Origin of the sequence: Brachybacterium atlanticum, from assembly GCF_025669985.1 — a bacterium.
GTDB classification, from domain to species: Bacteria; Actinomycetota; Actinomycetes; order Actinomycetales; family Dermabacteraceae; genus Brachybacterium; species Brachybacterium conglomeratum.
In genome coordinates, this window is sequence record NZ_JAKJJW010000035.1 from 25,236 (window position 1) to 37,222 (window position 11,987).

14 protein-coding genes and 1 pseudogene are annotated in these 11,987 nt (G+C 71.6%); 6 read left to right on the top strand and 9 right to left on the bottom strand.

Annotated features, from left to right (window positions below; genetic code table 11):
* Positions 1 to 40 precede the first annotated feature (40 nt).
* The 3 genes from L3K22_RS14110 to L3K22_RS14120 all read left to right on the top strand — a co-directional run bounded on the left by L3K22_RS14110 (position 41) and on the right by L3K22_RS14120 (position 1,260).
* Positions 41 to 844 carry an LOG family protein gene (locus tag L3K22_RS14110; RefSeq protein ID WP_263311943.1) on the top strand — a complete coding sequence of 268 codons (804 nt, stop codon included), beginning with the start codon at positions 41 to 43 and terminating at the stop codon, positions 842 to 844.
* Positions 841 to 1,014, top strand: a complete 174-nt coding sequence (locus L3K22_RS14115; RefSeq protein WP_263311944.1) for a hypothetical protein — start codon at positions 841 to 843, stop codon at positions 1,012 to 1,014. The genes L3K22_RS14110 and L3K22_RS14115 overlap by 4 nt, the downstream gene beginning before the upstream one ends.
* A gap of 78 nt (positions 1,015 to 1,092) precedes the next feature.
* Entirely contained in the window at positions 1,093 to 1,260 is a 168-nt protein-coding gene (locus L3K22_RS14120) for a DUF3117 domain-containing protein (protein ID WP_010551467.1), read from the top strand.
* Positions 1,261 to 1,332: 72 nt separating this feature from the next.
* Here the strand turns inward: L3K22_RS14120 and L3K22_RS14125 are convergent, their stop codons facing one another.
* On the bottom strand, positions 1,333 to 1,995 hold the full coding sequence (locus L3K22_RS14125; protein ID WP_010551468.1) for an O-methyltransferase: 663 nt from the start codon (positions 1,993 to 1,995) through the stop codon (positions 1,333 to 1,335).
* A 143-nt stretch (positions 1,996 to 2,138) separates the two neighbouring features.
* On the opposite strand from L3K22_RS14125, the gene L3K22_RS14130 reads away from it, so the two are divergent.
* Positions 2,139 to 2,552 carry a twin-arginine translocase TatA/TatE family subunit gene (locus tag L3K22_RS14130; RefSeq protein ID WP_062949350.1) on the top strand — a complete coding sequence of 138 codons (414 nt, stop codon included), beginning with the start codon at positions 2,139 to 2,141 and terminating at the stop codon, positions 2,550 to 2,552.
* A 10-nt stretch (positions 2,553 to 2,562) separates the two neighbouring features.
* Here L3K22_RS14130 and L3K22_RS14135 read toward each other — a convergent pair whose 3' ends face one another.
* The 4 genes from L3K22_RS14135 to L3K22_RS14150 are packed head-to-tail and all read right to left on the bottom strand — an operon-like array spanning position 2,563 to position 7,206.
* On the bottom strand, positions 2,563 to 3,732 hold the full coding sequence (locus tag L3K22_RS14135) for a P-loop NTPase (protein ID WP_263311945.1): 1,170 nt from the start codon (positions 3,730 to 3,732) through the stop codon (positions 2,563 to 2,565).
* Complete coding sequence (locus L3K22_RS14140; RefSeq protein WP_263311946.1) at positions 3,729 to 4,331, bottom strand: DUF1003 domain-containing protein; 603 nt, start codon at positions 4,329 to 4,331, stop codon at positions 3,729 to 3,731. The genes L3K22_RS14135 and L3K22_RS14140 overlap by 4 nt, the downstream gene beginning before the upstream one ends.
* A 2-nt stretch (positions 4,332 to 4,333) precedes the next feature.
* Positions 4,334 to 5,665 (bottom strand): magnesium transporter MgtE N-terminal domain-containing protein, encoded by a 1,332-nt coding sequence (locus L3K22_RS14145; protein WP_263311947.1) that lies wholly within the window; start codon positions 5,663 to 5,665, stop codon positions 4,334 to 4,336.
* Positions 5,662 to 7,206, bottom strand: a complete 1,545-nt coding sequence (locus L3K22_RS14150; RefSeq protein WP_263311948.1) for an aminopeptidase P family protein — start codon at positions 7,204 to 7,206, stop codon at positions 5,662 to 5,664. The genes L3K22_RS14145 and L3K22_RS14150 overlap by 4 nt, the downstream gene beginning before the upstream one ends.
* Positions 7,207 to 7,243: 37 nt before the next feature.
* Here L3K22_RS14150 and L3K22_RS14155 point away from each other — a divergent pair, with 37 nt between their 5' ends.
* Positions 7,244 to 8,128 carry a PHP domain-containing protein gene (locus L3K22_RS14155; protein WP_263311949.1) on the top strand — a complete coding sequence of 295 codons (885 nt, stop codon included), beginning with the start codon at positions 7,244 to 7,246 and terminating at the stop codon, positions 8,126 to 8,128.
* Between the two features lie 135 nt (positions 8,129 to 8,263).
* Here the strand turns inward: L3K22_RS14155 and L3K22_RS14160 are convergent, their stop codons facing one another.
* Positions 8,264 to 10,039, bottom strand: a complete 1,776-nt coding sequence (locus tag L3K22_RS14160; protein WP_263311950.1) for a DEAD/DEAH box helicase — start codon at positions 10,037 to 10,039, stop codon at positions 8,264 to 8,266.
* 313 nt (positions 10,040 to 10,352) lie between these two features.
* Between L3K22_RS14160 and L3K22_RS14165 the strand changes: the two genes are divergently transcribed.
* The gene (locus tag L3K22_RS14165; protein WP_263311951.1) at positions 10,353 to 10,694 is read left to right on the top strand and encodes a hypothetical protein; all 342 of its coding nucleotides are present in this window, start codon (positions 10,353 to 10,355) and stop codon (positions 10,692 to 10,694) included.
* A gap of 16 nt (positions 10,695 to 10,710) precedes the next feature.
* On the opposite strand, the gene L3K22_RS14170 is transcribed toward L3K22_RS14165, so the two are convergent.
* From L3K22_RS14170 to L3K22_RS14180, 3 genes and pseudogenes are all read right to left on the bottom strand, one after another.
* Positions 10,711 to 11,160, bottom strand: coding sequence for a DoxX family protein (locus L3K22_RS14170; RefSeq protein WP_263311952.1), 450 nt, complete (start codon positions 11,158 to 11,160; stop codon positions 10,711 to 10,713).
* Positions 11,141 to 11,605, bottom strand: coding sequence for a glutathione peroxidase (locus L3K22_RS14175; protein WP_263311954.1), 465 nt, complete (start codon positions 11,603 to 11,605; stop codon positions 11,141 to 11,143). Before L3K22_RS14175 ends, L3K22_RS14170 begins: the two co-directional genes overlap by 20 nt.
* A gap of 15 nt (positions 11,606 to 11,620) precedes the next feature.
* Positions 11,621 to 11,987, bottom strand: a pseudogene (locus L3K22_RS14180) (integrase core domain-containing protein); the annotation flags it as partial.

An 11,987-nucleotide genomic window follows, 5' to 3' on the forward strand; every position in this document is an offset into this window, starting at 1 on the left:
CGGTCCGACGCCCGGGAGCCCGGGCCGTTACGATCGCGCCATGACACCGGAGGAACGAGAGCACCACCGCAAGGGCCCCGTCACGCTGCGCGGCGCCCAGCGGCCCGACCGCACCACCGACCAGCGACTGCTCGAGGAGTCCGCGCCGGGAGCCTGGGTGCACTCCGATCCGTGGCGGGTGCTGCGGATCCAGTCGGAGTTCGTCGAGGGCTTCGGGGCGCTGTCCGAGCTGGGCCCGGCGATCTCGATCTTCGGCTCCGCACGCCTCGGCGAGGGACACCCCGATTACGAGTGCGCGCGGCGGATCGGCGCGGGCATCGCCGAGCGCGGCTATGCCGTGATCACCGGCGGCGGCCCCGGCATCATGGAGGCCGGCAACCGCGGCGCGCAGGAGTCGGGCGGCGTCTCCGTGGGCCTCGGCATCGAGCTCCCGCACGAGCAGGGCATGAACCGGTACGTCGACCTCGGCGTCGACTTCCGCTACTTCTTCGCGCGCAAGACCATGTTCGTGAAGTACTCCAGCGGCTTCGTGGTGATGCCCGGCGGCTTCGGCACCTTCGACGAGCTGTTCGAGGCGCTGTGCCTGATGCAGACCCACAAGATCGACATGTTCCCCGTGATCCTGGTGGGCCGCGACTACTGGCAGGGCCTGCTGGACTGGGTGGGCTCGGCGGTCGTGGACCGCGGGATGATCAGCCTTTCCGACCTGGACCTCGTGCGGGTGGTGGACACCGCCGAGGAGGCCCTGGCCGCGCTCGGCGAGGCGATCCGCGGCGGCGACGAAGCTCCGGCGGCGGAGCAGGCCCGCACTGCCGCAGAGGACGAGGTCGTGGACGCCTCGTGACCGCCGTCGGCCCGATCGTGCTGCTCCTGCTGCTGGTGGCGGTCGTCGTGGCGGTGCTCATGGTGGGGGTGGCGACGGGCCGTCTCGGCGACGGGATCGGCCTGCCGGAGCGGCCTCGTCGGACGACTCGTCGGACGCGGCGTGCGAGCACTCCCGAAGACCTGAGATAATGGCCACCGTACGCGCGCTGCCAGAGGCCCCGTCCGGGGGAGCGACTCAGGGGCAGCGACACATCTAGGAGGCACGCCATGGCTGCTATGAAGCCGCGCACCGGTGACGGTCCGCTCGAGGTCGTGGAGGAGGGGCGCAGCATCATCATGCGGGTCCCGCTCGAGGGGGGCGGCCGTCTGGTCGTCGAGATCGCCGCATCGGAAGCCGTGGAGCTGCGGGACGCCCTGGAGGGCGTGATCAAGTAAGCAGCTCGCCGCCGGCATCGGCCCCGCACCCGCTGGACGGGTGCGGGGCCGATGCTGTCCGGGCGCCGGCTCTCAGCCCCGGCGAGGGCGGTGCACCGCGGCGAGCACGCCGTCGCCGCTGCCGGTGAGCGCGGGGACGAGGTCCTCCGCCTCGGAGACCGCGCGGAGCAGGCCCCGCACCGCCCGGGTGGTGGCATCGCGTGCGGCCGGGTCCGCGACCCGGTCGTGGAAGAGCGCGTGGGGGATGACCAGCACGCCGCCCGGGCGCAGCAGGCGCCGGGCGTGCTCGAGCAGCTCCTCCGCGTGCGGGGCGTGGGCGGGGAAGGCGACCAGGTCGTAGGCGTGATCGGTGAGCCGTCCGACGACGTCGCGCGGCTGACCGGCGATGGTCCGCACCCGCGGCGTGCGGATCCGCGCCTCGGCGAACGCCTCGCGCGCCGCGCGCTGGTTCTCGACCTCGGGGTCGATCGTGGTGAGCACCCCGTCCGGGTGCATCCCGGCGAGCAGGTACAGGGAGCCGACGCCGCTGCCGGTGCCGATCTCGACCGCGGAGCGGGCCTGCACCGCCGCGGCGAGCAGCCGCATCAGCGCGCCCGCTCCCGGCAGCACGGGCGGCGCGCCGAGCTCGCTGCCGCGCTCGCGGGCGCGGGCCAGGACGCCGTCGTCGGCGAAGAGGTCCGCCTCGTCGACGAACTCCTCGCCGTGGGCCCAGGAGGCCACCTTTCCCGACGACATCTCCGCTTCCTCTCGCCGCATGCCTGTGAACGGGCCGATCCTACGACAGCCGCGCGGGCGACGCGCAGTCCGTGCGCCGTTCCCAGGGGGCGCGATGCAATAATGGGCCCGCAGCAGCGGACCTCGAGACGTATAGGTGGACAATGGGCGGCACCGGCTTCATGGGCCTCGGCGGGTGGGAGATCGTCGTCCTGCTCATCGTGTTCCTCGTGATCGTGGGCCCGCAGCGCCTGCCCGAGGTCACCCGTTCGCTGGTCCAGTGGGTGCGCAAGGCGCGCCGCTGGGTCGACGACTCCCGCTCGACGGTCGAGGACGAGATGGGCATCGCCATCGAGGACCTCAAGAAGTACGACCCGCGCCAGTATGATCCGCGCCGCATCATCCGCGAGGCCTGGGGCGACACCGACATCGAGGAGCTGCTGCCCAGCAAGGAGGCCATGTCCGTGGCAGGCGGCGCGGCCGCGGCGGGCGCCGCGAAGAGCGCGAAGAAGCGCTCGGGCTCGGCCGCGAAGGACGAGGGCCCCAAGCGCGCCCCCTTCGACGACGAGGCCACCTGAGCCGAACGGCTCAGTGCCGCGCGACCGAGAGCGGCAGCTTCATCCCGCCCAGGCCCCGCGGGGACCGCGTCAGCGAGCGCGCCACGGCCGTGAGCGCCTGCGCGGTGGGGGAGTCGGGATCGGAGACGACCAGCGGTACGCCCCGGTCCGCGCCCTCGCGCAGCGCCGGGGCCAGGCCCACACGGCCCAGCACCGGCACCTGCTCGCCGACGGCCTCGGCGAGCGTCGCGGCGACCCGGTCGCCGCCGCCGCTGCCGAAGACGTCCATCACGGAGCCGTCGGGCAGGGTCAGGCCCGCCATGTTCTCCACGACCCCGGCGATCTTCTGCTCGGTGGAGGCGGCGAGGGAGCCGACCCGCTCGGCGACGGAGGCGGCGGACTGCTGGGGCGTGGTCACCACGACCATCTTCGCGCCGGGCAGCAGCTGCGCGACCGAGATCGCGACGTCGCCGGTGCCGGGCGGGAGGTCCAGCAGGAGCACGTCGAGGTCGCCCCAGAACACGTCGGAGGCGAACTGCTCGATCGCGCGGTGCATCTTCGGTCCGCGCCACACCACGGCCTGCCCCTCGGGCACGAACATGCCGATGCTCATCACGGCCACGCCGTGCCCGACCGGCGGCATGAGCAGGTCGGAGACCTTCGTGGGCTGCTCGGTGATCCCGAACATGCCCGGCATCGAGAAGCCGTGGATGTCCGCGTCGATCACGCCGACGCGCAGCCCGTCGGCCGCCATCGCGGCGGCGAGGTTCGCGGTGACGGTGGACTTGCCCACCCCGCCCTTGCCGGAGGAGATCGCATAGATGCGGGTGAGGGAGCCGGGCTGGTTGAAGGGGATCTGGCGGCGACCCTGGCGCAGGCGGGCGGTGAGCTCGCGGCGCTGCTCCTCGGTCATCGCGGAGGTGGTCACCTCGACGCGGGACAGGCCCGGCACGGTCGCGGTGGCCTCGGCGGTCTCGCGCTCGATCCGGTCCCGCATGGGGCAGCCCTCGATCGTGACGAGCACGTGCACGCGGGCGATGCCCTCGGCGTCCACGTCCACGGAACCGACCATGCCGAGCTCGGTGATGGGGCGATGGATCTCGGGGTCGATCACCCCGCTCAGCGCCTCATGGATGCGCTCCACGCGCTCGTCGGCGGGGGCCTCGGTCGCGCCCTGGGCGGGCGTCTCCGGTGTGGTCACTGGGGGTCCTGCTCCTTCCCGGTGCGGCGCTCGAGCGCCGCCTCGACCTCCTCGCGCAGGATCGCGCGGAGGCTCTGGTCGTCCAGCGCGGGCGCCTCGGGGCGGTCCGTCTCCGGCCCGGCCTCCTCGAGCTCCTGGAGGAGGTCGCGCAGCTCGCCGCGCACGAAGTCGCGCGTGGCGACGTCGTTGAGCGCGAGGCGCAGCGAGGCGATCTCGCGCGTGATGAAGTCGGTGGTGGCGTGGTTGCGCTCGTTGGACTGGCGGTCCTGCTCGGCCTGGACGCGGTCGCGGTCGTCCTGCCGGTTCTGCGCGAGCAGCAGCAGGGGAGCGGCGTAGGAGGCCTGCAGCGAGAGGATCAGGGTGAGCAGGGTGAAGTTCAGTGCGCGCGGGTCGAACTGCGCGGACTCCGGGGCGAGCGAGTTCCAGGTCAGCCACACCGCGCAGAAAAGGGTCATGCCCACCAGGAAGGCGGGAGTGCCCATCATGCGCGCGAAGCCCTCCGCAGCGCGTCCGAAGGCGTCGCCGCGCAGCGGGTTGCGCAGGCGGCCGCGACGCCGGGGCGCCGGGTCGTCGAGAGGGTCGACGTTCTTCTCCGCCATCCTCAGCCCTCCTCACCGCTGTCGCGCGCGGTGGCCCGCGCGATCTCGGACAGGTCGATCTGCCCGGTCGTCGCGGGGGGCTCGTCGTCCTGCTCGCGCCAGTCGTCGGGCAGCACGTGGTCGAGCACGTCGTCGACGGTGACCGCGCCGAGCAGGCGTCCGTCGTCGTCGACCACCGGGATGGAGACGAGGTTGTAGGTCGCCATCTCACGGGTCACGGTCGACAGCGGCACCGTCGGGGAGACGGCGACCCGGTCCTGGTCGATGATCTCGCCGACGGGACGGTCGGGCCGCTCCCGCAGCAGCTGCTGGAAGTGCACGATCCCGAGCAGGCGGCCGGTCGGGGTCTCGAGCGGGGAGCGGCACACGTGCACGGTCGAGGCGAGCGCGGCGTGGATCGCCTCGCGGCTGATCATCGCCAGGCAGTGCGCCACCGGGGTCTCGGGCGAGACGATCAGCGGCTCGGTCGTCATCATGCCGCCGGCGGTGTACTCGTCGTACGCCATCAGGCGGCGCACGTCCTCCGCCTCCTCGGGCTCCATCAGGTTCAGCAGCTGGGAGGCGACCTCATCGGGCAGCTCCTGGACGAGGTCCGCCGCGTCGTCGGGGTCCATCACGTCCAGCACGTCGGCGGCGCGCTTGGCGTCCAGGCCCGTGACGACCTCGACGCGGATGTCCTCGGGCAGCTCCTCGAGCACGTCGGCGAGCCGCTCGTCGGCCAGCTCCCCGGCCAGCTCTATCCGGCGCTTGGTCTCCAGCTCCTGGATGATCTCGGCGAGGTCGGCGGGGTTGAGGTCCTGGTAGGAGGCGGCGAGCAGGTGGGCGGACTGCTCCGCCTGCGTGCCGAACAGGCCCGTCACCTCGCGCACGTCGACGGTGAGCGTCTCGCCGCGCGAGACCAGCCGGCCCAGGGACCCGCCCGCGCGGCGCCGGCGCACATGCAGGCGCGAGATCGTCCAGTCGCGGTGGCGGTCCTGGTCCAGGGCGATGTCCAGCACGGTCGCCTCGCCGGAGCCGTCGGAGAGGGTCACCACCCGGTCCAGCAGGTCCCCGAGCACCAGCAGCTCGCCGGTGCGCTTCTCGAAGCGGCGCACGTTCAGCACCCCGGTCGAGATCACCTGGCCGGGGGAGATGGAGGTGACCCGGGTGATCGGCAGGAACACGCGCCGCTTCGCCGCGACCTCGACCACGAACCCGACGGCTCGGGCGCTGCTGCGGGTCTGCGGCACCACCACCACGTCGCGGACCGTCGCCACCGCGTCCCCGATCGGGTCGAAGACGGAGGTGCCGACGAGCCTCGCCGCGTAGAAGCGGGACGGCGCGGAGGTGCTCACGAGCGCAGCTCGGCGATCCAGGCCTCGACGTCCTCGGCACGTCGGGGCGCTGCGGCGGAGAGGTTCTCGACCCCGTCCTGGGTGACGAGGACGTCGTCCTCGATGCGCACGCCGATCCCGCGCAGCTCCTCGGGGACCAGCAGGTCGTTCTCCTTGAAGTACAGGCCCGGCTCGATCGTGAAGACCATCCCGGGCACCAGCTCCGCGTCGAGGTACATCTCGCGGCGGGCCTGGGCGCAGTCGTGAACATCCATGCCGAGGTGGTGACTGGTGCCGTGCGGCATCCAGCGCCGGTGCCACTGACCCTCGGGGGCGAGGGACTCCTCGGCGGTGCCGGGCAGCAGGCCCCACTCCTCGAGGCGGGCGGCGAGGACCTTCATCGCGGCGGTGTGCAGCTCGCGGAAGCGCAGCCCGGGGCGCGCGACCGCGAACGCTGCATCAGAGGCCTCGAGCACCGCGTCGTAGACCTTGCGCTGCACGGGCGAGAAGGTGCCCGAGACGGGGAGGGTGCGGGTGACGTCAGCGGTGTAGAGCGAGTCGATCTCGACACCCGCGTCGACGAGCACCAGCTCATCGGGCCGCACGGCGCCGTCGTTGCGGGTCCAGTGGAGGGTGCAGGCGTGGTCGCCGGCCGCGGCGATCGTGTCGTAGCCGACGCCGTTGCCGTCGGCGCGGGCGGTCGCCGCGAAGACGCCCTCGATGACCCGCTCGCCGCGAGGATGGCCGACGGCCTGGGGGAGGTTGCGGATGACGTCCTCGAAGCCGCGCAGCGTCGCCTCGACGGCCAGACGCATCTGGCGCACCTCGTACTCGTCCTTGACCAACCGGGCCTCGCTGGCCGCCTCGCGCAGGGCGGCGTTCTCGGCGGCGGCCTCCTGCCCGCCGGGCAGACCGTTCTGGGAGCGGATCTCCTGGACCATCGCCTCGATCGACGCGTCGACCTCGGGCACGACCGACAGCGACAGCTGGGCGCCGACGTCCTTGGCGAGGTGGTCGCGCAGCTCGTCGATGTGGCGCACCTCGATCCCGAGCCGCTGGGAGGCCTCGGTGAGGGTGGGGCGGCGGCCCACCCACATCTCGCCGTAGCGGGAGTCGGCGTAGAACTCGTTGGAGTCGAAGCCGGCGCGGGGCCGGAAGAAGTAGGTCGCGACCGAGACCGTCGGGTCCTCCGCCGACGGCTCGACGACGAGCACGCTGTCGGGCTCCTCGTCGGTGCCCAGCCCCGAGTAGTACGCGAAAGCGGTGTCGGGGCGGAAGGGGTAGTCGGTGTCGTTCGAGCGCACCTTCAGCACACCGGCGGGCAGCACCAGCCGTGTCCCCGGCAGGCGACGCACCAGCGCGTCACGACGCTCCGGCGTGAAGTCCGCGGACTCGCGCCGCTCGGCGTCCGGCACCGTCTCGTCCCAGCCGGAGGCGATGAACTCGCGGAACGCCGCGCTGTCGGGGCGCTGCGAGCGGGAGTCACCGCGGGAGGCGAGGTCCTCAATACGGTCTTCGCTGGAGGTGGCGTCGGTGCTGGTGTCGGTGTTCTCGGTGCTCACCCCACGATGTTCTCACGCCTCGGTCTACCCTGGGCGCATGAGTGAGCGGTCCTACTCCGGCGCGAGGCAGCGCATCGATCTCCACGGGCACAGCACGTGCTCGGACGGGACGACGTCGGTGCCGGACCTCTTCGCGCAGGCCCAGGCGGTCGGGCTGGACGTGCTCGCCCTGACCGACCACGACACCGTCGAGGGCTGGCCGCAGCTGCCCGCCGCGGTCGCCGCCACCGGTGTCGCGGCCGTACCAGGGATCGAGGTCTCCTCCGAGCACGGGCACCGCAGCGTGCACCTGCTGGCCCTGCTGGTGGACCCCTCCGAGGGCACGGCGCTGGCCGCCGAGATGGCCGAGGCGCGCTCCTCCCGCATCGAACGGGCCCGGCGGATGGTCGAGCTGATCGGCCGCGACCACCCCGTCACCTGGGACGACGTCCTCGCTCAGGTGGCGGGGGAGGAGACGGTGATCGGCCGACCCCACATCGCCGACGCGCTCGTCGCGGCCGGTGTGGTGCCCGACCGGTCGGCGGCGTTCGCGGAGATCCTGCGCGGCTCCGGCCCGTATTACGTGCCCTACTACGCGCCCTCCCCGCTCGAGGCGGTCGCCGCGATCCGGGAGGCCGGCGGCGTCTCCGTGATCGCACATCCCGGCTCGGTCACCCGCGACGACGACCTGCCGGTCGAGCTGCTCGAGGAGCTCGTGGAGGCAGGGCTCGACGGCGTGGAGGTGCACCACCGTGAGCACGACGACGCGGAGCGGGAGCGGCTGCAGAGGTTCGCCGACCGGCACGACCTGTTGGTCACCGGCGGCAGCGACTTCCACGGCACGGGCAAGCCGAACCTGCTCGCGGAGAACCTCACCGACCCGGCGGTGCTCGGCGAGATCGAGCGTCGCGCGACGAGCGGGACCCGCGTCATCAGGCCCTGAGCGGGCGCTCACCCCTCTCGCACGCGAAGCGGGCCGGTCGGCCCTCCCCGTGCGGCCCTGACGGCGTGGGCGCTGAACGCCGACGGGCTCCGACACGATCGATCGTGTCGGAGCCCGTCGGTCAGGTCGGAGGACTCAGCTCTCGGAGCCGCCGCCGTTCGAGGAGCCGCTGTTCGACGACCCACCGCGGCTGCGACCGCGACCACCGCGCGAGCGACGACGACGGTTCGAGGAACCGCCGGCGGACTCGGAAGAGCCGCCCTTGTCCTCGGGACCGGTCGACGAGGACTCGGCACCGGTGCTCTGCTCGGCGACGATCTCGCCGTTCACGCGGCGGGTGCGGGAGCGCGAGCGGGTGCGGCGGGGCTTCTCGAAGTCCTGCTCGCCACGAGTGCGGCCGCCGCTCTCGGCGTCGGCCGTCTGCTCGCCGGACTCCTCGTCCCGACTGCGGCGCTCGCCCCGGGAGCGGCCCTCGCCGCGCCCACGGCCCTCGCCACGGCCGCCGTCGCGACCACCTCGTCCGCCGCGTCCGCCCTCGCGCGGGGCGCGACCGGCCGAGTCGGGACCGCCGAGGTCCTCGATCTCCTCCGCGTCCAGGCCCTTGCGGGTGCGCTTGTCCTTCGGCAGGTTGCCCTTGGCGTCGGTGGGGATGTCGAGATCGGTGAAGAGATGGTCGGAGGTCGAGTAGGTCTCCACCGCCTCGGTCGACTCCAGCCCCAGCTGACGGGCGATGAGAGCCCAGCGCGCCAGGTCCTCCCAGTCCACGAAGGTGATCGCGGTGCCCTTCTTCCCCGCGCGGCCGGTGCGGCCGGTGCGGTGGAGGTAGGTCTTGTCGTCGTCGGGGCAGTTCCAGTTCACGACGTGGGTGACGTCGGTGACGTCGATGCCGCGCGCGGCGACGTCGGTCGCGACCAGGACGTCGATCTTGCCGTTGCGGAAGGCGCGCAGGGCCTGCTCGCGGGCTCCCTGGCCGAGGTCGCCGTGCAGGGGAGCGGCGGCGAAGCCGCGGTCGGCGAGGTCGCCGGCCACGCGGTCGGCCTGGCGCTTGGTGCGCATGAAGATGATCGACAGGCCACGGCCGCGGGCCTGCAGCACGCGGGCCATCACCTCGATCTTGTCGAGCTGATGGACGCGGTAGACGACCTGCTTGATGTCCGCCTTGGTGCGGGACTCGTCGCCGGGGTCGTGGGCGCGGATGTGGGTGGGCTGCTTCATGAACCGCCGTGCCAGCGCCATGATCGGGCCGGGCATCGTGGCGGAGAACAGCATCGTCTGACGGTTGCTGGGGACCGCCTGGAGCAGCTTCTCGATGTCCTCGAGGAAGCCGAGGTCGAGCATCTCGTCGGCCTCGTCGAGCACCGCGGTGCGCACCTGCGAGAGATCGAGGTGCTTCTGGCGCATCAGGTCGATGAGGCGGCCCGGCGTGCCGACGACCACCTCGACGCCCTTCTCGAGCGCCTCGATCTGCGGCTCGTAGGCGCGGCCGCCGTAGACGGTGAGGATCCGGATCGGACGCTTCGCGGAGGCGGTCTCGAGGTCGTGCGCGACCTGCACCGCGAGCTCGCGGGTGGGCAGCACCACGAGGGCCTGCGGCTTCCCGATCGGGCGGTCGTCGGGGTTCGGCTCGCCGGGGGCGACGGAGCTCTGCAGCAGCGGGATGCCGAAGCCGAGGGTCTTGCCCGTGCCGGTCTTGGCCTGGCCGATGATGTCGCGGCCGCGGAGCGCGACCGGGAGCGTCAGCGCCTGGATCGGGAAGGGCGTGGTGATGCCCTTGGCCGCAAGGGCCTCGACGATGTCGGCGCGGACGTCGAAGTCGGCGAAGGTCTGTTGCGGGTCGGTGGTGCCGGAGCTCTGCTCGACGGCGGGGGAGGCCGACACGGCCTCATCGGTGTGCGGGATCGTTTCAGGCACCGTTCAACTCTCTGGTCATGGATGTGCACGGCCATGGTAGCCCCCGGGCCCGAACCGAGGTCCGGAAGGTGACGAACGGGTCGAACCGCCCACACCGGCCGCTCGGGAAGGGCCTTTGGCAGTCCCGGACGGGAGTGAGGAATCGTGATCGTTCCGTGACCGAGGTTTCTGTGCGGTAGCTGATCGTTGACTGCATGATGTGCTGGCTCTCCGGCGTCGGAGGGGTGGAGCAGCGTGGGTGCTGCGAGTGGGCGACGAGTTCCTCCGTTGGAGATCCCTGTGTTCGGACGGTGGTACCGCCGTGCCCTGGTGAGTGCGTGGTGCGTGGCAGGAGTACGACACCACGCTGGTGGAGCAGGAGGACGGGTCGATCGCGCCGGCCGCGGTGCCGGACGGGGTGGTGCTGGCCGGGGAGGTCGAGGGGTCGAGCGCGGAGCCGGCCCCGGTGGCGGAGGTCGCTGCGGGCGAGGACGCGTCGGTGGCGGTGGCGTGGGAGGGGTCGCTGCCTGCCCCAGTGCTGGAGGGGTCCGCGGCGACCCGTGCGGGGGCGTGGCCGGGGATCGATCTGGTGGTCCACGCGACGCGGGACTGCATCATCCGCTCACTGCTCGACACCGGCGGATTCCGACCCCTTCGACACCCTCAAATGCGATGAGCCCGAAAAGCCGCGCTCATACGCTCTGCTCAGGCGAAGGGTGACGGACTGGCCTGCGCCCTCGGGTAGACCACAGCGCGCCGACGATGAGGGGAATCTGGAACGGAAGACGAAGCAGCCTCTTCCTATCCGTGTCGAGGCCGAAGCCGTCACGTTTGTTCCGCCACTGCGCCACATTGCCCGGGAAGACTGCTACGAAGAAGGCTGCGACCACACCGCCAACCACGCGCTGCCGTCGTCCACTGAGAAGGGCCGCGCCGAGTGCGATTTCAGTGACGCCGGAAGCAAGGACGGTCGCGTCTTCGCTGACCGGTACCCAGGACGGCACCTGTGCGCGGAACTCTTCACGAGCGGATGTCAGGTGGGTGACACCGGCGTAGGTAAGGGCTGAGCCAAGCAGCAAACGTACCGCTGTGCGGGCCCGGCCGCGGTGCACGGGGTGGGCGTCACTCATGTGCGTGTTCATCGGCTGTCCATTCTTCGATAGCGGCGAGGATTTCGGGAGAATCTGGGGTGGTGCGTGGTCGGAAACGCTTGACGCGGCCGTCGGGATGGACAAGGAACTTCTCAAAGTTCCACGTCACCTTGCCTGACTTACCGTTGGCGTCCGCGACGGTCGTGAGCTGCTTGTACAGAGGGTGCGCGTTCCTCCTGTTGACCCGAACCTTCTCGGCCATCGGGAACGTCACTCCCCACGTCGCCGAGCAGTAGTCGGCGATCGCCTCCGACGAGTCTAGCTCCTGCAGGAACGGGTTGCTCGTGAAGCCGATCACCGTGAACCTTCGATCGCGGTAGCGACGTCGTAGATCCTCGAGCTGCTCGTACTGCGGAGCGAGTCCACATCGGGAGGCGACGTTGACCACTAGCGCGACCCCGCCTCCCGAGAGCTCACGGGACTGCCGCACGATCAGGTGACAGTTGGGGTGTCAGGCCGCGAGGCCCACGGCGGGGTTCACGATGGTCTCGTATTCGATGGGCGTCAATCGGCCCAGGCGGGCCTGTCGACGACGCCGGTGGTAGGTCCTCTCGATCCAGGTGATGATCGCAATCCGGAGCTCTTCTCGAGCCCGCCACCGCCTGCGGGCCAGGACGTTCTTTTGCAGCAGCGCGGAGAAAGACTCCATCGCGGCGTTGTCCCCGGCAGCGCCGACTTTCCCCATCGATCCGATGAGGTGGTGACGGTTCAGGGCGTGGACGAATTTCCGTGACCGGAACTGGGTGGATTCAACTGGTGGACGCAACACCTCAGGTCGAGGAGGGTGTTGATGGGACGACCAGCTGGATGGCTGAAGG

Coding starts and splice junctions, on each gene's coding strand:
- L3K22_RS14110 (WP_263311943.1), top strand. CDS start 41: ATGACACCGGAGGAACGAGAGCACCACCGCAAGGGCCCCGTCACGCTG.
- L3K22_RS14120 (WP_010551467.1), top strand. CDS start 1,093: ATGGCTGCTATGAAGCCGCGCACCGGTGACGGTCCGCTCGAGGTCGTG.
- L3K22_RS14125 (WP_010551468.1), bottom strand. CDS start 1,995: ATGTCGTCGGGAAAGGTGGCCTCCTGGGCCCACGGCGAGGAGTTCGTC.
- L3K22_RS14130 (WP_062949350.1), top strand. CDS start 2,139: ATGGGCGGCACCGGCTTCATGGGCCTCGGCGGGTGGGAGATCGTCGTC.
- L3K22_RS14140 (WP_263311946.1), bottom strand. CDS start 4,331: ATGGCGGAGAAGAACGTCGACCCTCTCGACGACCCGGCGCCCCGGCGT.
- L3K22_RS14155 (WP_263311949.1), top strand. CDS start 7,244: ATGAGTGAGCGGTCCTACTCCGGCGCGAGGCAGCGCATCGATCTCCAC.
- L3K22_RS14170 (WP_263311952.1), bottom strand. CDS start 11,160: ATGAACACGCACATGAGTGACGCCCACCCCGTGCACCGCGGCCGGGCC.